The sequence below is a fragment of the Rhodococcus sp. T2V genome, from assembly GCF_029269925.1.
Taxonomy (GTDB): Bacteria; Actinomycetota; Actinomycetes; order Mycobacteriales; family Mycobacteriaceae; genus Rhodococcus_F; species Rhodococcus_F koreensis.
The window spans coordinates 1-19,680 of the sequence record NZ_JARJBD010000137.1 but is presented as its reverse complement, the minus strand read 5'-3'; the positions used below and the strand labels follow the sequence as shown (position 1 = coordinate 19,680).

The following is a 19,680-nucleotide window of genomic DNA, read 5'->3' as shown; positions in this document are numbered from 1 at the left end:
CACCAAACCAACCCGGACGCAACAATCCACCACACACGAGGAGACCCGAGAGAACAACACCACGGAATGGCATCAGATCCACTGAGTCAGGACAGGTACGAACCGAGTGTCCCGGCTCAATGAAGGTGGCGAAGAATCACTGAATCTGGCGAGGGCGGCCGACTATATGGCGGACAGCTCAGCGAACCTGGCGAACCCGAGGTGCCCACCCGCGAGCGGGAATGATTCGACGCACCAGAGTCCCACGCTCGCCAGATTCTTTGATCCAAACGTTGCCGCGGCGACTCAATAGACCTGGCGAACCGCGGGCGCGGCGGCCGTGATCTCGCCAGATGCACCGAGTCAGGACACCGAGGTACGACGATTGCGCACCGACCGTGCGCCAAAGAGCGTGGTGGCTGTGCGACAGCAGCTGGGGAACCAGCGTATGCGTGGCGGACCGCCACCTGAGGTCGCTGGCGGCGGCGAGGCCATCGCGCTGGTTCAGAAGATCGCCTCCTTGAGCAGCTCCATGAAGGTCGAGCTGGGCTGCAAGCGGAGCGAGAAAATGACCAGAGACTCTCGACTTCCGTGTCACACAGGTCCGCCTGCCGAGATCTTCCTCCGAACAGAAGGAATCAATCAGCGGCAAGCCTTATGCGCCCGCACACAGGGAGGAACGCATGGAAATGAAGGTCGCTCAGCGAGCGTGCAACGCACGGTGGTGGCGGCACCAATCAGCCGAGAATGACACGTCGGGGACTGCACTTTGGCACAGCAGATCAGGCAACCTGCCTGGACATCGTCGACTGAATCTAGAAGGTCATCGCGATCGCCCGCCATCAATCCCGAAACGGCCAACATCGAGCTGATCCGTGAAGTCACACTTAGAAAATGCTCGCCGTCATTCTGGCACAGCGATCGGCGACATCACTGATTCAGCTACAACGCAATCCAGCCTCTCCGATCCCGTGCGAGCCACCATGAGAACCCGCCGTCCACCAGCGCCCGCATCGCGGATCGGCGCCCAACCATGCTCCCAGCGAGGCGATGCCATTTGACCCAGTAACTACCGCGCGACCCGATATCTACATTTCATAGCGCAGACCCTGAGAGGCACGAAAACCCCCTTGGTGGGGGTGGTTTCAATTCACGAACCGCTCCGCGGCATTCGTTGAGGAGGACTTGCCGGTCCTCCGCAACCAAGGGGGTGAAGGCCTTGCCGAGCCGTCACGTTCTCAGAGGGTGTGTGTTGGAAGTTGACCGCTTCCGACACTCGTACTGCATTCCCCGAAGGGGCTACCTGTGCCAGGTACTTCGCCTCAGGGTAGCCCATACCCTGAATCAGCACCAACACAATCCGTTTCGGCCGCCGATGAGCCGCCGGTCGACCCCGCCCAGTCGCGCGTTCCACAGTCGGTGGAAGTCGACACGTGGGAAGCGTCCGTCCACGCCGCCACCCAAGCCGTCGACGAACTCCATCAGTACAACCGCGACACCGGGCAATGCGGCCACTCCTTCACCCTTCCCATCGCACCGGGACGTGAAGCCACCATCCCAGTGTGGTCCGGACGGGCCGAATGGCTCCGCCAACTCCGTCACCACGTCACCCACACCGCCACCGGCCAGGCCGCACTCACCACACACAGCATCAGCGTCGAACGTCTTATGGCTGTCGCCGCTGTCCACGCCCGTTTCGCGACCTCCAGCACCGGCCGTGGCGTGTCCGCGTCCCGGCAACTCCTTGCACACCATGCCGGCGTCTCACTCTCCGTCGTCAACCGTGCCCGCCGCGTCCTCAAAGCACTCCGCATGGGTTTCGAACTCGAGCGTGGCCGCACACTTCGCACCCACGAATACATGGCGGCCGAACTTCACCACGGCGGCCAACAACACCAGGCAGCATCGGTCTGGGCACTCAGCTCCCCGAAGCACGTTGTCGACGCCACTCCCCCACCCCCACACCCGGCACGACGTGGCCGCAGAACCCGCGGCGCTCGACGTCTCACACGTCACAACGTCCGACGTCAACGACCGACCAGATCGGCAACCGCAACCGATCCCCAGGCCACCAGCGCTGACACCCTATCCCCCAGTACTTACGTTCCTCATCAATATCTTTCGTTACGAAGTACTCACCAACGCGCACGCGCGAGGCACCGCGAATCCACCCGACAACCCCGCCCCATCGAACTCCAGAAAGCCGCTGCCACTCTCGTCGCGAACGCACCCGGGCTCCTCGACCAGCGCCATATCGGCCGCATCTGCGACGTGCTCGAGCAGGCCGGCATCGACACCACCCGCTGGACGGGTCACGACATCGCACACACCCTCGACCGCGACACCGCTCAACGCGGCTGGACCTGGCCAGCACCCGCCGACATCGCCGCACCGGTCGGCCTCCTCCGCTGGCGGCTCACCCAGATCAATTGGACCGGGCCCTCGCCCAGCGAACTCCGCAGAACAGCCGACACAGCACGACGCCGCGACCAGGCATCCCGACGCACCGCGATCGCACACCGCAACGCCACGCAAGCAACCCCCGAGCAGCGGCACGCCGCGCTTGCCGCGATCCGCCGGACCCTCCACCAAGCCCGGCAGAGGCGAGTCGATCTCCGATGAGCCACGCCGAAGGCGTCTGCCCAGCTCCCGGGGCACTGACCCCATCGATCGGGCACGTAAGGGAACATCTGCGAGAACGACCACGGTGATGCACCGTGCATCACCCGCCCACCCTGGAAGAACAAATCTCCAGCTGGGCGGTCGAGAATCCCTCCAGGCGCGACGTAGGTTGTAATCCGCATCGACGATGTTGAGCGAAACCAATCTCCACGGTCTTCGATGGCGCCGAAGCCGTAGCCGATCGAGACGGCGGCAACGGCCACGAGAGGGCGGCGAACCCCATCAGCCCCTACGGGCAGTCGATGGCGCCCTCAAGGTCACCCTGCCCGAGCGACTCGCCCTGGCCCGCCAGCACCAGCTCAGCCACGTCGCGTTCCTGGAACTGCTCCTCGCCGACGAGGTGTCCCGGCGGGAATCACGCTCGGCCACTTTGCGATCGGCGAAAGCCGGTCTGGATCAGTCGATGCGGATCGGCACCTGGAACGCCCTCGACGACCTCCGCTACGACCGATCCCTGCTGTCGGATCTGGTGTCGCTGCGGTTCGCCGAGGCCCGCCACTCGGTCCTTGTTCTGGGTCCGGTTGGAGTCGGAAAACCCACCTGGCGACCGCCCTCGGGCACGTGGCGATCCAGCGGCGGATGACTGCGCTCTACGCCCGGGCGGACAAGCTGTTCGCCCGTCTGCGCGCCGCCCGGCTCGACAATTCGGTCGAGGCGGAGATGCGGCGCATCGCCACCGTCGATCTCCCGGTCCTCGACGATTTTGCGCTGCGGCCCCTGGACGCGACCGAGACCAACGACTTCTACGAATTGGTCGTGGAGCGCCATCGCCGCAAGGCGACGATCGTCTCTTCAAATAGGTCCCCACATAAAGCGCACAGGTTCGTGCGAACGTGTGCACGGTGCCGCCTGAAATCTCACAGGTCCGCGAGCAGGGTGGGATCGACGCGGTCGGCGAAGTAGGCCAGGACGCCCTCGGCGCTCATGCCGTAGGTGGTGGCAATCAGATTGGGATCGTGGCTGTTCGTCAAGGCCAGCAGTCGGGAGGCGCGCAGGGTGGAGATCGTGGTGTCGGCGGGGTCGAGGAGGTGGCCGAGGTAGGGCTGGGACGCCGGTGTCCGCCCGGATCGGGTGATTTTGGTGACGATGACGTGGGGATTGTGGGTGCCGGATGTGCGGTGTTCGAGGCATCGGGTCAGTGCGGCCCAGGTCGCCGGGTCCAGCGGGATCGGATGTGGGCGGCGGCCGAGCCGAACCGTGTGGTGCTGGGGATCGATGTCGGCGAGCTGCAGGTGACGCAGTTCGTGCTGTGAGGCACCGTGGATCAACGCCATCAGGCCGACGAGGGCCTCGTTCGGCGCCACCTCGGTGGATGTGCACCAGCGCGTGAACAGTTCGCGCTGTCGCGAGCGCGGCAGGGTCCGTCCATGGAATCCGCGGGGCTTGCGCACGCGCAGCTCGGTGGTGGGATCGATCAGGATGAGCTTGCTGCGGCGAGCGAAGCGGAAGAAGTGGCGAAGTCCGCCCAGGCGGCCGCCGGCCGGCGAGACCTCGGCGAGGTAGTTCTCGATCACGGCCTTGTCGACCTGCGCCCAGTCCTCGATCCCGTGTCCGACGAGATGGCATGACAAGTCACGGATCTGGGCCAATCGCTTGTCGATGGTGGTGTCGGTGCGGGGCCGGGTCCCGGCGCGGCTGGCGCGGTCTCGTTCGTCGAGCATTGCTCGTTCGAACGCGGCGACGGCGGGCCGCAACGGTTCGGGCACGGCCTGCACGCGTCGCGCCCGGCGGCCGGCCGCGAGCCGCTGCGACTGGTCGGTGGGCAGGGCAAGAGCTCGGGCGGTGAAGAAGTCCTCGAGCATCTTCGCGAGCGACCCGATCGAGCGGCCGGGGACGCGGGCCTGGTCGAGTAAGGTCTGCGGCATTGCCCGCGGCTCGGTGCGCAGCAGCGCCCCGAGCTGACTCACCAGACGTGTCGCCTGCGCCGGACAGTACCGACTTGACACATGGATGGTGAAGTCCCACAGCCAATTCGGCGGATCATCGAGTTCGGCGAGGAGGTGCTCGGCGCGGGTGTAGGGGCGTTGGGGGCGGCGTTGCCAGCAGCGGTTGCACAGCCTCGCCCCGCCGCCGCGGATCACGCGCCCGCATTCGGTGCATGCGGCGGCCGGCTTCGGCGCCGACCCCGGTTGTGAGCACGGTCCGCACCAACCGGTGTGTTCGCGTAAGTAGCCGTCGCGGCCGCAACGCGGACAGCGTCGGCGGGCGGCGGCGAGGTCGTGACGGCGTCGGCACCGCAGGCACCGGGTCTCGCCCTTGCGGCGCACGACGGCACCGCAGTCGTGGCAGGTGCGCGAACACGACCGGCATCGCCCGGTGTCCGGGCTCAGGACCCGCTCGATCCCGCAGCGGGGGCACGGCGACTTTGCCGCAGCGGCGACCGCGTTGTGCCAGCACCGGCAGCACAAATCGCGGCCTAGTCGGCCCCGCGGCCGCCCGCACCGCGAGCAGTCCCCGACCTTCACAGCGGCGGCATCGACCGGCCCCCGACCGACCGGGCCGGCGCCGGCGGCGCCGCCGCAGTCTGCGTCGGTGAGGCGGACTGCGCGACCGGAGTGGTGTCGACGTCGAACAGGTCGTTCGGAGTGCACTCGAGGGCGGTGCACAACGCGAGAAGGGTGGAGAGTTTGACCTGCGCGGGTTCCTTGGTGAACAGCGCCGACACCGACGCCGACGAGAGCCGCAGGCCGGCCCGCTCGGCGAGCAGCCGGCGCAGCTGGGTACCCGTCCACACCTCCCGTTGCGCGGCGGCCATCCGCAGTTTCCATCTAATGTGCATCATCATCTCCCTGCAGGAACGCGACGGTGTCGGAGATCGCGCTGCGGTAGGCGTCCTCGATGAACGTCTCCGATGGACGGACGTACCGCATCGTCGACCCGACGGACCAGTGTCCCAACATTTGTTGTATCGCAACCAGATCCACGCCACGTTCGTAGTTGTGGGTGGCGCACGCGCGGCGCAGCGCGTGCGGGCTGAACCGGTCGGCCGGTGGGCAGTGGTCGAGGCCGTGCAGGTATCGCAGGCGGTTGCGGATCGTGCCCCGGGCCAGCACGCCGCCGCTCTGATCGCAGAACAGCACCGCCGACTCGGGCAGCTTCGGGCGGACGTCGTCGAGATACCAGCGCAGCACCAGGTCCAAGTGGTCGAGCATCGGAACCCACCGCGGCCGCGGACCGGAGGTGTTGGCGCCCTTGCCGAACCGCACGTGCAGTTTCCCGAACGGGCCCCGCCCGAAATGCACGTCGGCGATCTCGAGCCGCGACGCCTCGTCCGCCCGCAACCCGGCGTGATACAGCGTTCGGAACAGGGCATAGTCCCGGGCCGCGGGAGCGTACTTGCGGGCCGAGCCGATCCGTTCCTTGAGGAAGTCGAAGAACTCGTCCACCCGGGTCACGCTCGGCGGCGCCAACTGCTGCGGGGAATCGTCGCCGACATGGCGACTGGCGTTGAACTCGTCGATCGGGTTGGCCAGGCGGACCCCGAACAGCGTCTCGATCTCCCCGGCACGCCGGGTGATCAGGTAGCGGTGAAAACTGCTCAGCGCCTGAACATATCTGCGACGAGTCGACGCCAACAAGCCGTCCGCGGCCATCGCCCCGACCACCCGATCGACATCATCGGCGGTGGCCTCCCACACCGGCTTGCCCAACGCCGCCAGCATCCGCTCGAGCTCACCCGTCTCGTTCTCGATTGTCACCGCACTGAAACCGCGGACCACCCGCGAGGTCACGAACGCCTCGACGCATTCGAGTTGGAAGGTCAGCGGATCGGTCGACGCGTGGGTGACCTCGACCGTCTTGCCCTGCACCACACGAAATGTGTGACTCATACCACACAGGTTAAGTCCACCTTGCTCGTCAAGGTGGTACCGACACGAACGGAATTCCACCTCGAAAACTGTCGACTCCCCAAACCGGGCTGAATGGCCAGCTCGCAGGCAATTTCCGAGAGAACGAACCTATGCCACTTCCAATCGAGTGGCTGTCGATGACCACCGACGCACTGCTCGCGCAGTCGGCGATCGACCGGCTCACCTCCGCGGCGCACACCCTCTTCAACGAGGGCCCGTCCTACCGGCAACGCACCCGCCCGGGACATGGCGCGGTTGACAGTTCAGAAGGCGAGGTCGATGCTCGATAACACCTTCGGGCGGTCCCATGCTCGTGGCAACGAGGTGGTCCCATCACCCTGGCAAGCGACATTCCTCCGACTCGACAGCCGCAGAACTGCTCCGTGACTACCGTGATCGCACCGCCGAAGAGGAAACACGAGCCGAACGTGATCGTCCGGCGGATCCCTCGGCGAACTGGTCCGGCTGGTGGTGGTCGACTCCACCTACCCGATATTCGTCCCGGTTGCTGTTCGACGGGACCCCGGGCTGGTGTGTGGTTCGTCGAGGACGCATGGGGTGGGAGCGCGCCACCAGACGTCGAGTGAACATCCCCGCCGTCGCTCGCGTGTACGAGGTCGACAGCGCGCAGGCGTGGGCAGAACTGTGCAGACTGTTCCCCATCGAGGTCACCGCGCAGAAACGCCACGACTGGTACCGCACGACCGGACGATCAGGACGATGGGTCATCCCCGACTGGCCGCGGATCGCCGAACGGTACGACGGCGGGCACCTGACCGTGGCGGGATACCTCGCCGCAGCGGGCACCGCAATCGCCGTCGACAAAGACACGGCGAGCGTCAACGCGGGATGGGCGCCCGACGAAACCTACTGGCTCACAGACACCGTCGCCCTCGGTGCCGATTTCCGAACCTGGCTGTGCGACAACGACGGGCACCAGCCCTCCTGGGCGAGGAAACACTTCGCTAAAGCCAGGCGGTCGTCAGCGAATCCACGACTGCGTTCCGCTCGCCTTCTCGAGGATTCAGCAAGCGAATCAGCGCTCGCGGTTTCACCTCACGAGCGTACGCAAGCGGTGCCAGGATGACCCGAGCTCCCTCATGATGACAGTGAGTAGCCGGATAGGTGTTGATGGAGGGTCGCCCGTCCGATGTCGAGAATGACCGCCATCGATCTAGCTCCTCGAAGTGCGCAAATCCTGTGACGTCACTTTCTGCAACGTCCCGATGATTCCGCCGTACTATAGTACGGGTAGGCGTATAATAGTACGTGAAGTGCGACATCCCTAGGGAACGGAATCATGGATCTGATCCGGCCGCTACAGACAGTGACACCCACGCTCGACGGCGACGTGCTCGCTGCGCTGGCAGCCGCATCCGAGACGACATTCACGACCGGTCAGCTGCACCGGGTGCTGCACCGCCATTCCGAGGAGGGGATCCGGAAGGTGTTGCAACGATTGAGCAAGCAGGGCACGGTGCTCTCCTCTCGGGTGGGCAACGCGTTCGTGTACCAACTCAATCGTGAGCACCTGGCCTTCCCTCATGTCATTGGCCTCGCCGGTCTATCTGGGGAGTTCCTGCGCAGGTTGGAGGCGCGGTTGGCCGGCTGGGACATTTCCCCGATCTATGCCGCCGTGTTCGGGTCAGCTGCACGCGGCACGATGACGATCGACAGCGACATCGACATCTTTCTGGTCCGGCCGGACGACGTCGCAGGCGAGGTCTGGGATGAGCAGGTGACGGAGCTGATGGCCGAGGTGACCAGATGGACCGGCAACGACGCGCGGGATCTGCAGTTTACCGAGAGTGAGATCGCCGGCCGCGGCACGGACGAGCCAGTCCTGCGGGATGTGGCGACGGAGGGGCTGACGGTGGCCGGTTCACGGGCCGGTTTCACGCGGCTGCTACGTCGGGGGAATCGGTAGTGGGGCGGACGCGGCCGTGCGACCAGGCGGTCCGCCGGGGGCGGCTGAGAAAAGCCGAACAGTTCTTTCGCCTGGCCGAGGTCGGTCGCGACTTCGCCGACGAGCGGGACAATGTCGATGATGCGGTCGTGACGTTGTGGGTGCACGCGGGCATCGCAGCATCGGATGTCATCTGTTGCGCGCGACTGGGTAAGCATGCGCAGGGCGAGGACCACAAGGATGCCGTCACGCTGCTCGGGTCCGTCGACCCGGCCATGGCGAAACACCTCAGCGTGCTGCTTGGCCTCAAGACGAGGTCCGGTTACACCGATACGCCGACGAGTCGTACCGAATCGAAGCGCGCCGAACGTGCCGCCGAAGCTCTGATCGAGGCGGCCCGTCGCGCGCAGGCTCAGGCCGGGAACTGAACGTAAGACCCGACACTGGCGGACATCGGAACCAGGGCCGATCCAGCGAAGAGCCCCGACCGATCAGTGACCTTGAGGACGCACCCGTAACTCGGACTGGAGCGGGCCCGTGGGCCGGTCGGGGCGGCAGACGAACAGTCCCCATCGACGAAGCGCCCCACCGTGACGGAGGGGACGGCGCCCGGTGATGGCTGCCGGTGAGACTCCGAGCCCGCAAACCGGGTGCGCGGCCTGCCCCTGCTGTCCCGCATTCGGAGTTGAAAGAGCAGAGTTTGAGGCGTGTAGTAGGAGCTGACGTCGCTTCCTGGCGGCGCACCCGAAAATAAGAATCGCCAAGGCGACCGGGATTCGCGCCCGACTGAGCTTGGTCGGTTTCGCCCCTTTCGAAGGCGGCTTCGCCTGTCGAGGACGTGACCCCGACCTCGATCTCTTCGGCGCCACGGAAGGTATGACCGTGCTGAAACAAGCGATGAAGACCCCGCCAATGCTGGCGAAGATTGTCATCATCGGAGCACTTACGGTGGTTCCGATGTCCGCAGCGGCAACACCCGCTGCGGCTGCCCCGGTGTCGGGGATTGTGCACGTCGATCGGAACTGGGATCACCCCCGAGGTGGGGACGACGACCAGGACCAGGACGACCAGGGCGAGAACGAACTCAATCCGTTCGGTGGGCTGTTCGGCCGATCCAATCCGTTCGACGGTCTGTTCGGTGAAGCCAATCCGTTCGGCGGCATGTTCGGTGGATCGAATCCGTTCGGCGGCATGTTCGGTAGCAGCTGAGCCAGCTGTGCGGTTGTGTTCGGTGACTGAGACTTCGTCGGATGCGAACCTGCCCCGGCCTCCCTCGACGGGGCTTCGGACGTAGCACGTCCTCGCCCCCGTTGCGATACGTCCGCGTACATGTTCCGATCAGGTTCGGTGAGGACAGGTCGAAACTCGCCGGCAAGCTCGACTTTCGTCTCGTTGGCGAGGAAACGCTGCACCACACCGAGCTTGAAGTTGATCGAAAACGAATCCTTGTCCGGTTCGGTCACCAACGCTCCCTCGAACCCGCCTCTCCGGTCGTAGAGGCCTTCGCATTGCCGAACTGCTGACACCCAACTGAGCAGTGACCGAGCGATCGGCCCAACCGGCCTCGAACAACGAGATCGCCGCGGCCCGCTGATCCTCAGAAAGCGAACTTCGAACACCCATCGAACTGCTCCCCGAATGTCGGAACTGAAGTTCTCAGTCCAACTTCCGGGGAGCATTATCCGGCAGGCGGATGGTGACTAGTCCTTACCCGGATCCACCTTGTCGCATGGCCCACTTGCCCCGGCAACCCACCGAATGCGCAACAATGTCCACCATGGCGAAGCCGAGCCCGCGCCGGAGAGTCGATCCCCCGGTCGCAGCGGAGGAGACCACGACGGACACGCCCGCCATGGTCGAGTTCCCCTCCGAATCCATCGAGGCACTCGTGACCTACCTACGCGGTCGCGCCGACGAGATCGGTGAACTTCTCGCCCAGCGGTATCGTGAGAATATTGTCGAATACCGTTCCCTTCCAGCAGGCTTCATCGAACAGGATGTCGCCCCGACTGCGCGTGAGAACCTCGAGGAGATGCTGTCCGGGCTCACGGTGGACAGCGATCCCCTGGTGCAACGCGATGACCTGCTCGCACCACGATTCGACAGCTTTCGTAACAGTGCAGTACGCAGGTTCCATCAGGGAGTGCCGGTCCAGGCGTTACTACACGCGTACCGCCTGTGGGGCCACACCGTGTGGGAACAAGTGCAGATGGCACCACAAATCCGTGCCAACCCACGAATCGGATTACTGGTCGCCGGGCGCATCATGCGACACGTCGATCTGGTCTCGACCGCGGTGGCCCAGGCATATTTCGAGGAAGCCTCCGGGGTCATCCAGGACCGGGAGGTCGTGCGCCGGGACCTCCTCGAGGCGTTGATCTCGGGTACGGCGGACGTGGGACGGATGCGTCGGTTGTCCGACTCGTTCGGGCTCGATACAGGGGCGCGGTATTGCGTCGTGGTGGTGCGCCAACGCCAGCTATCGCAATCTGCACCGACCACGCTGCGGGAAGTACTTGCTCCCGTCCGTGAACATCTCACCCCGGATGAGCCCGGATTTCTCGCGGGGGTGCGCGATGAGGAGATCGTCACGATCTACCCTCTGCTCCCCGGCCGGCATCACCAGGACACCCTCCGCATGCAGGCGAACGCGCTCGCACAGGCTCTGCGTCCGTTCTTCGTGGGAGTCAGCCGCGGGCACACGGGCCTGGCGGGCGTGGCCGAGGCGTACGGCGAAGCCCAGGATGCAATTGCCGCAACCTCCGTGACAGACAAACCCAGGGCGTACTTCTACTCCGACGCGTTACTCGATCACATCGTCAAGTCGAGTGCGTTCAGGGACGCTCTGTACGAGGACACGATCCTGCTCCTCGAACGCCACGACGCCGAACACAACAGCGAACTCCTGCAGACGTTGAGGTCGTACTATCGCAGCGGGTTCAATCTGTCTCACACTGCTAAATCTCTTATTGTGCAACCTAATACGGTTCGTTATCGGCTGAAGAAGGTACACGAGATCACCGGGCACGATCCGTTCGCTCCTGACGATCTGGTTCTGCTCGCCCTCGCCCTCCGCGTCAGCCCCTCGTAGGGCCGCCGATTCGACTTCGGTCACCGCATCTGCGGGGCCGCAGCCCTCGGTGCCAACCGGGTGCCCCACGTTCCCTGTTTTGCGTTTTTTGCAAAACAGGGGCCGGAAGTTGTCGATTTCACGTAGCGACGGGGACCGGTCGTCACTCCTAACGTCTTCCCCAACAGGTCGCTCATGTGACTCAGCTCATAACCTTCAGGAGATGTTGTGACCACTACACCCTTGTCGGACCTCGACGGTCTGGTGTGGCAGCCCGGTCAGGTCGAACTCGATCGCAGTCGGATCCTGGTGTTCGCCCGGCACGTCGGCTGCGCCGATGTCGACGCGCTGGGTGCGGCCGCGGAGGACGACCCCGGCTGGTTCTGGGGCGGGGTCGCCGACTGGCTGCAACTCGAGTGGCAGCGCGAACCGGTACGTGTGTTCGATCAGCTCGACGAACCGCACACCACCCAGTGGTTTCCCGGGGCCGCACTGAACATCACCGATAACGCCGTCGACCGCTGGATCCGCGCCGGGCGGGGCAACGACACCGCGCTGTCCTGGGAACTCGAGGACGGCACCCGCGGGCAGTGGAGCTTCTCGCAGCTCTCCTCCGAAATCGACAGGGTGGCCCGGGGATTGATCGACACCGGAATCGGGTTCGGTGACACCGTCGGCATTCAGTTGCCGATGGTGCGCGAGGCCGCGGTGGCGCAATTGGCGTGCGCGAAGATCGGCGCGGTCGCCATCCCGATCTTCTCCGGATTCGGGGCCGCCGCGGTGATCGATCGCCTGCGGATCGGCGGCGCGAAGGCCCACATCATGTCCAACGGGTTCCATCGCCGCGGCAAGGAGGTGGGGATCTCGCCCGGTCTGCCCGAAGCCCTCGCCGACCTCGAGACCCTCACCTCCACGATCGTGGTCCCATTGCTGGCGCACATGACCCCGGCGGACCTTCCTGGGCGACTGGATTGGGACGAGTTGGGCATCGGCGCTACCGAGGAACCGCTCACCGCGGCCGAGTGCCCCACCGACCACCCGATGGTCATCGCTTTCACCTCGGGGACAACCGGGGCGCCGAAGGGTGTGGTGCTCGGGCACGCCGGATTCGCCGTCAAGGCGGGCAGCGATGCCGCATTCAGCTTCGACGTCGGGCCGGGCGACGTGGCGACGTGGATCACCGACCCGGGCTGGATCATGAGTCCGATCATCGTGCTCGGCGGTCTGATCGCCGGTAGCGCCGTTGCTCTCTATGCCGGCACCCCGGACTGGCCGGACACCGACCGGATCTGGGCCATGGTGCGCGACCTCGGGGTGACCATGATGGGGGTCTCCCCCACCCTGGTCCGGTCGTTGATGGACAAGGACACCCATCCCGAGCTGCCCCTCGACATCGGACTGTTGCGGGTGCTGGCCTCCAGTGGGGAGGCGTGGACCCCGGACGCGTACGAGTGGCTGTACGCGAGGGTGGGCCAATGCCGGATCCCGATCATCAACTACAGCGGCGGCACCGAGGTGTCCGGGGCAATCCTGTCGAACACCACCGCCCAACCCATCCATCCCTGTGGGTTCGCAGGCCCGCTACCGGGAATGGGCGCCGACATCGTCGACGCCGAGGGACAGAGCCTGGGCCGTGGGCTCGGTGAACTGGCGCTGCGCCGGCCGTCCCCCGGGATGCCGCTGACGTTCTGGGGCAACCCCGACCGCTACTACAGCACCTACTGGAACCGGTGGGCAGGCACCTGGTACCACGGCGACTGGGTCGAGGTCGACGACAACGACATCTGGTACGTGCGCGGCCGCAGCGACGACACCCTCAAGATCGCCGGAAAGCGCTTGGGACCGGCCGAAGTCGAATCCGTCGTCAACGGCGTCGACCACGTCATCGAGTCCGCGGCGATCGGCATCCCCGACACCATCAAGGGCGAAGCGCTGGTGGTCTTCGCGCGGGTCACCGACGCCCAGCAGGGGACGCACACCGACTTATCCGCCGCCATCGCCACCACCATCGGACAGCAGCTCGGCAAACCACTGACACCGAAACAAGTCCACATCGTCGACTCCCTGCCCCGCACCCGCAGCGGCAAAATCCTGCGCCGGGTGATCCGAGCGGTCTACCTCGGCAACCCCGCCGGGGACACCTCCTCCCTCGACGATCCCACCGCACTCGACTTGATCAGGAACCTCGCATGAACCCACGCAAATTCGGGGCCATCATCGGCGCCGCCGAGGTGGCGGCCCGACGCAGCACCCCCGGCATCTCCACCCTCGAGATGATCGCTCAGGTGTGCCGGGCCGCGGTCGCCGACGCCGGCCTGACACCAGCCTCGGTCGACGGCATCATCTGCGGACCACAGGTCGGCGAGACCCCCCAGCACGTGCCCGCCACCATCGCCGAATACCTCGGATTACAACCACGATTCGCCGACATCGCGGACCTGGGCGGGGCGACCGGCGCGGGCATGGTCTGGCGTGCGGCCGCCGCCATCAACGCTGGCATGTGCGAGACCGTGCTGTGCGTGCTGGGCAATACCCGCGACCCCGAACGGGTGCCGCGGTCCCCCAACCGCAACCCGATCCGGGAATTCGACGTCCCCTATGGTGCCAGCGGCGCGAACCAGGCGTACGCGATGATCGCGCAGAAGCACATGGCCGAGTTCGGCACCACCGCCCGGCAGCTCGCCCACGTGGCGGTCAAGGAACGCACGAACGCCCAACTCAACCCGGACGCGGTGTTCTACGGCAAGCCGTTGACCGTCGACGACGTGCTCGCCTCGCCGATGGTGATGTCCCCGCTGCACCTGTTCGAGGTGGTCATGCCGTGCGGCGGCGCCGCCGCCTTGGTGGTCACCTCCGCCGAACGGGCCCTCGACTGCCCGCACCCGCCGGTCTATCTCCTCGGCGCGGGCGAGCGTGTCACCCACCGCGCCCTGAGCCAGGCACCGAACCTGACCACCTCCCCGCTCGCACCGGCCATCGCCGACGCCTACCGGATGGCGCAGGTAGGACCGTCCGATCTCGACTTCCTCTCGATCTACGACTGCTACACCATCGTCGTCGCCATCACCGCCGAGGACGCCGGCCTCTGCGCGAAAGGCGAGGGCGGGCAGTGGGTCGCCGAACACGACTTCTCCCCTACCAGTGCGCTTCCGGTGAACCCGAACGGCGGCCAATTGGCCTGCGGTCAAGCCGATCTGGCAGGCGGCATGACCCACATCGTCGAAGCGGTCCGGCAACTGCGCCGCACCAGCGGCCGACGGCAGGTCACCGACGCCGACCTGGCCTTGGTGACCGGCAACGGGGCCACCATGAGCGAAGAAGTCGCACTCGTGCTCGGAGGAGCCAACACATGAGCACCACCATTGCCTCCGCCGTGCCGAGGCCGGGCCCGGTCACCACCACCGTCACCGAGCCGTACTGGAAATGCGCCGCCGACGGTGAACTGTGGATCCAAAAGTGCGAGGACTGCGGCCGCTGCCAGCACTACCCCGCCGGGATGTGCCGATCCTGCTGGTCGGAAAACCTCGACTGGATCCGCGCCGCCGGCACCGGCACCGTATGGGCCTTCACCGTCGTCGGAAAACCTGGCCACCCCGCGTGGGAGCGGGACGCCCCCTACGTCCTGGCCCTGGTCGAACTCGACGAAGGCCCCCGCATGATGACGAACATCGTCGGGTGTGACCCGGCGACCGTGCACGTCGGCCAGCGGGTGCTACTTGCCCCGCACACCCCTGGATCCGAGCAGCCCCCACTGCAATTTCTCCCCGACACCCCCAGCCGCGATCCTGACAACGGACGGACATCGCCATGACCACTTCCACCCCCGCAGCCTCCCGCGCCGAGATGCAACGGCGCGCCCGGATGGGCAGCTTCATCGGCACCACGATCGAGTGGTACGACTTCTACCTCTACGGCACCGCTGCCGCGCTGGTCTTTCCGCAACTGTTCTTCCCCTCCTACTCCGCGCTGACCGGCACCCTGCTGGCGCTGCTGACCTACTCGGCCGGGTTCGTCGCCCGACCCCTCGGCGGCGTCATCATGGGGCACTTCGGTGACCGCATCGGCCGCAAGGCGATGCTGGTGTCTTCTCTGATGATCATGGGCGTCGCCACCACCCTCATCGGGGCGCTCCCCACCTACGCCGTGGCCGGGGTGTGGGCGCCGATCCTGCTGCTGGCGCTGCGAATCATCCAGGGCTTCGGTGTCGGCGGCGAATGGGGCGGCGCCGTTCTGGTCGCAGTCGAACACGCGCCCCCGAACCGGCGCGGACTGTTCGGTGCCTGGCCGCAGGCCGGTGTTCCGGCCGGACTGCTGCTGGCCAACGGCGTCTTCATGAGCTTGACACTGGCCTTGTCCGAGGACGCGTTCATGACCTGGGGCTGGCGCGTCGGGTTCCTCGCCTCCTCCGCACTGATCGCGATCGGTCTGCTGATCCGGTTGAAGATGGAGGAAACCCCGGACTTCCAGAAAGCCAAGGACGACGGCCATATCGCGAAGTTCCCCATCGTCGAGGTGTTCCGCAAGCAGTGGAAACAGGTGCTGCTTGCCGTCGGAATCAAGCTGTCGCAGAACGCGATCTTCTACGTCATCACCGTCTTTTCCCTAACCTACGTCACCACCGTCCTCGAACTGCCCCGCTCGGTCGCACTGATCGGTGTCCTCGCCGCGTCGGTGGTCAGCATGTTCACCATCCTGTTCTTCGGTCGCCTGTCCGACGAGTACGGTCGCCGGCGGCTGTATCTGATCGGTGCGGTCCTCTCGGCGCTGTTCGCGTTCCCGTTCTTCCTGCTCATGGACACCACGAGTTCGGTGCTGATCTGGGCGTCGATCGTGATCGGACTGGTCTTCCACGACATGATGTACGGCCCGCAGGCCGCGTTCATGTCGGAACTGTTCGATCCCGAACTCCGCTACACCGGCGCCTCGGTCGGGTACCAGGTGGCCTCACTCCTCGCCGGTGGCCTGTCCCCGGTGCTCGCCGTGCTGCTCCTCGGGCTCGCCGACAACCGCCCGTGGCCGGTCGCCCTGTACATGGTCGGGCTCAGCCTGATCACGATCATCGCAACGTACTTCTCCCCGGAAACCCACCGCGGCAATCGCAGGCGCGGAAACCCCGGCACCGCCGACTGTCCGGCCGCACCCCACTCCACGGGGCAGAACACTGACAACGTCCTGACCAGCCGGTCCTGAGAGAAAGTCGTCGATTCCATGACCGCGCCGTTGACCAATCAGCAACGCGCCCTCATCGCTGCCGTGCAGGTGCTCGGACTGTGTGTGTGGTTCTCCGCCACCGCCGTCATCCCCAGCCTGCGGTCGGAGTGGGGAATCGGGTCGACGGCCGCGGTCTGGCTGACCGCCTCCGTCCAGATCGGGTTCGTCGCCGGGGCGGTGACCTCCACCCTGCTCAACCTCGCCGACCGGATCGCCCCGCAGTATCTGCTCGCCGCCAGCGCGGGCGGCGCCGCGGTGTGCACTGCGATGCTGGCACTGTTCGTGGACAGTCTCTCGACGGCAATCCCGTTGAGGTTTCTCACCGGTGTCCTTCTGGCCGGCGTCTACCCGGTGGGAATGAAGCTCATGGCCTCCTGGTCGGAATCGGCCGACCGGGGCCGTGCGTTCGGGGTACTGCTCGGAGCCCTCACCCTCGGCTCCGCGCTGCCCCACCTGATCAGCGGTCTCGGCCCGCTGCCCTGGAGGGCGGTGATGGCGGCCGCGGCAGCGTTCACCGCAGCCGGTGCCCTCATCGCCGCCCTCCTCATCAAACCCGGCCCGCACCTGGACACCCGAGCGATCACCCCCAGCCCGGAATACGCGATCGCGATGTTCCGCGAACGCGGCCCCCGACTGGCCAACATCGGCTACTTCGGACACATGTGGGAGCTCTACGCCCTGTGGACGTGGCTGTCGATGTTCATCCTCACCGGCCGTGAACACCGCGGCACCGACCCAGCCGCCGCAACCAGCCTGATCACCTTCACTGCGATCGGACTCGCCGGCATCGTGGGCTGCCTGCTCGGCGGGTGGGCCTCGGACCGGTTCGGTCGCTCCCCCGCCGCCACGGTGGCGTTGGCGACCAGCGGCACCTGCTGTCTTCTTTCGCCGCTGTTGTTCACCGCCCCCACACCGGTGCTGGTGGTGTTCCTGCTGATCTGGGGTGCCGCGGTCATCGCTGACTCCGGAGTCTTCTCCACCGCACTCTCCGAAACCGCGGACCCACGCTTCGTCGGCACCGCCCTCACAGCGCAGACCGCCATCGGATTCCTGCTGACCGTCGTCACCATCCAGCTCGTGCCCATCGCCGCCGAGGTCGTCGGCTGGCAGTACGCATTCCTGCTCCTCACGCCCGGCCCCGTTGCCGGTGCTATCGCCATGTCCGCAATTCGTAACCGTCACAACAACCCTCAGGAGGATCACCATGACCAACACCTCGACCCGCCGCACCCCGGTAGTCGGCCAGACCGCGGAGCTCTCCCGCACCGTCGGTGACAACGACATCGCCCTGTTCACCGAGATCAGCGGCGACCGCAATCCCCTGCACTACGACCGGGCTGCCGCCGAGGCATCCCGCTTCGGGGAGATCGTCGTCCAGGGCGGCATCACCAGCGCCATCCTCAACGCCGTTGTCGCAGAGGAACTCCCCGGACCCGGCACAGTATTCTTGAACGTGAACTGGGCCTTCAAAGCACCGGTCCGGCCCGGGGACACCATCACCGGCCGGGTCGAGGTGACCGCGGCACGCGAGGACAAGCCGATCACCGAACTCGCGTGCACCGTCACCCGCGACGACGGCACCGTCGTCCTCGACGGCACCGCCGTCTGCTACACCATGACCCTCGACCACGGAGCCCAGCAGTGACAGCACAGCACTCACCCGTCCTCGTCTCGGTTGCCCGGACCCCCGTCGGCCGGTTCGGCGGCGCACTCGCCCACCTATCGGCACTCGACCTCGGCGCCGCCGCCGTCCAGGCCGCACTCGAACCACTGGGAGACCAGGCCGACATCGACCACACCTTCCTCGGCAACGTCGTCCAGGCCGGCAACGGACAGAACCCCGCCCGGGTGGCCGCGATCCGCGGCGGCGTCCCCACCACCGTGCCGGGCACCACAATCAACGACGTCTGCCTGGCCTCACTGACCGCAACCGGGATGGCCGCGACCCTCATTCGCGCCGGTGAGATCGACACCGCACTGGTCGGCGGCTTCGAATCGATGAGCCTCGCCCTACACGGCGCGCAGATCCGCGCCGCGTCAAAGATCGGGCACGGCGGCCTGGTCGATCTGCTCGTCAACGACGGACTCTGGTGCGCGGTCTCCGATTCCGGCATGGGCGAGATCTCCGATCAGGCCAATCTCGACCACGGCATCAGCCGCGCCGACCAGGACGCGTTCGCCTGCACCAGTCATCGACGTGCCACCGCGGCCACCGAGTCCGGGCGGTTCAAACAAGAAATCACCGCACTGACCGACACCCTCGACGCGGACGAGGGCATCCGCCCCGGCACAACCATCGACAAACTCGCACGCTTGCAGGCCGCGTTCACCGAGGCCGGCACCATCACCGCAGGAAACGCCTCGCAGATGTCCGATGCCGCGGCCGCCGGGGTCTTGATGTCCCGCCGCCGCGCCAATGCGCTCGGCCTGGCACCTTTGGTCGAGGTGGTCGACCGCGTGGTCGTCGCCGGGCCGGACCCGACGTTGCACCTCAAACCCGCTGCGGCCGCCCGCAAATTGCTCAACCGCAACGGCCTCGGTGTCGGCGAGGTCGGATTGTGGGAGATCAACGAGGCATTCGCCGGCGTCGTCCTTGCCTCTGCCCGTGACCTCGGACTCGACCCTGACCGGGTCAACGTCAACGGTGGTGCAATCGCCCTCGGCCACCCCCTCGCAGCCTCCGGATTCCGGATTCTGATGACACTCGCCATCGAAATGCAATCGCGAAATAAGGAATTCGGCATCGCCACGATCTGCGGGGGCGGCGGACAAGGACAAGCAATACTTCTACGGCTACAGCACTGACAGGCACCTTCGAACACGGCCGCAGCATTGGGGCGGTGCGCGGCCGCCAGCCGAGAGGTCCGCTCGACCGTCACGGCACCGAACCAACCGGCAGGAGAGGGATGACCAAACCCGCCAAAAATGGCTCTACTGACCGATCTGTGGGCGATGTGAGGGCCGTATAAGGGCGCACGCCG

General features: G+C 66.1%; 15 protein-coding genes and 3 pseudogenes. 15 read left to right on the top strand and 3 right to left on the bottom strand.

Features of this window, described 5'->3' with window-relative positions; all coding sequences use genetic code 11:
• Positions 1-1,398: 1,398 nt before the first annotated feature.
• Positions 1,399-2,601, top strand: a complete 1,203-nt coding sequence (locus P3H15_RS49345; protein WP_276144029.1) for a Rep protein — start codon at positions 1,399-1,401, stop codon at positions 2,599-2,601.
• Positions 2,602-2,788: 187 nt separating this feature from the next.
• Positions 2,789-3,564: pseudogene (locus tag P3H15_RS55980) on the top strand (ATP-binding protein).
• Here the strand turns inward: P3H15_RS55980 and P3H15_RS49330 are convergent.
• From P3H15_RS49330 to P3H15_RS49320, 3 genes are all read right to left on the bottom strand, one after another.
• Positions 3,519-4,742: an integrase gene (locus P3H15_RS49330; protein WP_276144026.1), complete on the bottom strand. Its 1,224-nt coding sequence runs from the start codon at positions 4,740-4,742 to the stop codon at positions 3,519-3,521. The pseudogene P3H15_RS55980 and the gene P3H15_RS49330 overlap by 46 nt on opposite strands.
• 380 nt (positions 4,743-5,122) lie before the next feature.
• Positions 5,123-5,440 (bottom strand): helix-turn-helix transcriptional regulator, encoded by a 318-nt coding sequence (locus P3H15_RS49325; protein WP_276144030.1) that lies wholly within the window; start codon positions 5,438-5,440, stop codon positions 5,123-5,125.
• Positions 5,430-6,491, bottom strand: coding sequence for a tyrosine-type recombinase/integrase (locus P3H15_RS49320; protein ID WP_276144025.1), 1,062 nt, complete (start codon positions 6,489-6,491; stop codon positions 5,430-5,432). Before P3H15_RS49320 ends, P3H15_RS49325 begins: the two co-directional genes overlap by 11 nt.
• Positions 6,492-6,631: 140 nt before the next feature.
• Between P3H15_RS49320 and P3H15_RS49315 the strand changes: the two are divergent.
• The 13 genes and pseudogenes from P3H15_RS49315 to P3H15_RS49255 all read left to right on the top strand — a co-directional run.
• A pseudogene (locus P3H15_RS49315) lies at positions 6,632-6,802 on the top strand (ATP-binding protein); the annotation flags it as partial.
• A gap of 68 nt (positions 6,803-6,870) precedes the next feature.
• Positions 6,871-7,461, top strand: a pseudogene (locus P3H15_RS49310) (hypothetical protein); the annotation flags it as partial.
• A 351-nt stretch (positions 7,462-7,812) separates the two neighbouring features.
• Complete coding sequence (locus P3H15_RS49305; RefSeq protein WP_276144024.1) at positions 7,813-8,439, top strand: nucleotidyltransferase domain-containing protein; 627 nt, start codon at positions 7,813-7,815, stop codon at positions 8,437-8,439.
• Positions 8,439-8,846, top strand: coding sequence for a hypothetical protein (locus tag P3H15_RS49300; protein WP_276144023.1), 408 nt, complete (start codon positions 8,439-8,441; stop codon positions 8,844-8,846). Before P3H15_RS49305 ends, P3H15_RS49300 begins: the two co-directional genes overlap by 1 nt.
• Positions 8,847-9,375: 529 nt before the next feature.
• Positions 9,376-9,627 carry a hypothetical protein gene (locus P3H15_RS49295; RefSeq protein WP_276144022.1) on the top strand — a complete coding sequence of 84 codons (252 nt, stop codon included), beginning with the start codon at positions 9,376-9,378 and terminating at the stop codon, positions 9,625-9,627.
• A 568-nt stretch (positions 9,628-10,195) separates the two neighbouring features.
• The gene (locus P3H15_RS49290) at positions 10,196-11,509 is read left to right on the top strand and encodes a CdaR family transcriptional regulator (protein ID WP_276144021.1); all 1,314 of its coding nucleotides are present in this window, start codon (positions 10,196-10,198) and stop codon (positions 11,507-11,509) included.
• A gap of 207 nt (positions 11,510-11,716) precedes the next feature.
• Positions 11,717-13,681: an AMP-binding protein gene (locus P3H15_RS49285; RefSeq protein WP_276144020.1), complete on the top strand. Its 1,965-nt coding sequence runs from the start codon at positions 11,717-11,719 to the stop codon at positions 13,679-13,681.
• The gene (locus P3H15_RS49280; protein WP_276144019.1) at positions 13,678-14,841 is read left to right on the top strand and encodes a thiolase family protein; all 1,164 of its coding nucleotides are present in this window, start codon (positions 13,678-13,680) and stop codon (positions 14,839-14,841) included. Before P3H15_RS49285 ends, P3H15_RS49280 begins: the two co-directional genes overlap by 4 nt.
• Positions 14,838-15,299, top strand: coding sequence for a Zn-ribbon domain-containing OB-fold protein (locus tag P3H15_RS49275; RefSeq protein ID WP_276144018.1), 462 nt, complete (start codon positions 14,838-14,840; stop codon positions 15,297-15,299). Before P3H15_RS49280 ends, P3H15_RS49275 begins: the two co-directional genes overlap by 4 nt.
• Positions 15,296-16,678, top strand: a complete 1,383-nt coding sequence (locus P3H15_RS49270) for an MFS transporter (protein WP_276144017.1) — start codon at positions 15,296-15,298, stop codon at positions 16,676-16,678. Before P3H15_RS49275 ends, P3H15_RS49270 begins: the two co-directional genes overlap by 4 nt.
• A gap of 18 nt (positions 16,679-16,696) precedes the next feature.
• Positions 16,697-17,974, top strand: coding sequence for an MFS transporter (locus P3H15_RS49265; protein ID WP_276144016.1), 1,278 nt, complete (start codon positions 16,697-16,699; stop codon positions 17,972-17,974).
• On the top strand, positions 17,904-18,344 hold the full coding sequence (locus P3H15_RS49260; RefSeq protein ID WP_276144015.1) for a MaoC family dehydratase: 441 nt from the start codon (positions 17,904-17,906) through the stop codon (positions 18,342-18,344). Before P3H15_RS49265 ends, P3H15_RS49260 begins: the two co-directional genes overlap by 71 nt.
• Positions 18,341-19,504 (top strand): acetyl-CoA C-acyltransferase, encoded by a 1,164-nt coding sequence (locus P3H15_RS49255; RefSeq protein WP_276144014.1) that lies wholly within the window; start codon positions 18,341-18,343, stop codon positions 19,502-19,504. Before P3H15_RS49260 ends, P3H15_RS49255 begins: the two co-directional genes overlap by 4 nt.
• Positions 19,505-19,680: the final 176 nt, after the last annotated feature.

Excerpts from the sequence above, each read along its gene's own strand:
- P3H15_RS49325 (WP_276144030.1), bottom strand. The coding sequence starts at position 5,440 with ATGCACATTAGATGGAAACTGCGGATGGCCGCCGCGCAACGGGAGGTG.
- P3H15_RS49320 (WP_276144025.1), bottom strand. The coding sequence starts at position 6,491 with ATGAGTCACACATTTCGTGTGGTGCAGGGCAAGACGGTCGAGGTCACC.
- P3H15_RS49305 (WP_276144024.1), top strand. The coding sequence starts at position 7,813 with ATGGATCTGATCCGGCCGCTACAGACAGTGACACCCACGCTCGACGGC.
- P3H15_RS49295 (WP_276144022.1), top strand. The coding sequence starts at position 9,376 with ATGTCCGCAGCGGCAACACCCGCTGCGGCTGCCCCGGTGTCGGGGATT.
- P3H15_RS49290 (WP_276144021.1), top strand. The coding sequence starts at position 10,196 with ATGGCGAAGCCGAGCCCGCGCCGGAGAGTCGATCCCCCGGTCGCAGCG.
- P3H15_RS49280 (WP_276144019.1), top strand. The coding sequence starts at position 13,678 with ATGAACCCACGCAAATTCGGGGCCATCATCGGCGCCGCCGAGGTGGCG.
- P3H15_RS49275 (WP_276144018.1), top strand. The coding sequence starts at position 14,838 with ATGAGCACCACCATTGCCTCCGCCGTGCCGAGGCCGGGCCCGGTCACC.
- P3H15_RS49270 (WP_276144017.1), top strand. The coding sequence starts at position 15,296 with ATGACCACTTCCACCCCCGCAGCCTCCCGCGCCGAGATGCAACGGCGC.
- P3H15_RS49265 (WP_276144016.1), top strand. The coding sequence starts at position 16,697 with ATGACCGCGCCGTTGACCAATCAGCAACGCGCCCTCATCGCTGCCGTG.
- P3H15_RS49260 (WP_276144015.1), top strand. The coding sequence starts at position 17,904 with ATGACCAACACCTCGACCCGCCGCACCCCGGTAGTCGGCCAGACCGCG.